This window comes from Ruminococcus sp. CAG:57 (genome assembly GCF_000435935.1).
Taxonomy (GTDB): Bacteria; Bacillota; Clostridia; order Oscillospirales; family Ruminococcaceae; genus Hominimerdicola; species Hominimerdicola aceti.
Window position 1 is genome coordinate 1,257 of the sequence record NZ_FR890760.1, and the last position, 222, is coordinate 1,478.

Sequence of the window (222 nt, forward strand, 5' to 3'; positions counted from 1 at the left end):
CACCCATTCTATGTTGATAAACTTGGTTGGACTTTAGCACGTTTAAATACAAAAAAAGCAAAGCCCATAATGAACAGGCTTTGCTTTTTGCACATATAAGATGTTATTTCACCAAATAATGCAAGATAGTAGTATCTGTGCGGAAGTGGTGGAGTATGAACAAGCTCACATACATTGCTGCTACTCGATCGTAGACAACTGGCTTGTTGATAGATTCGGCTG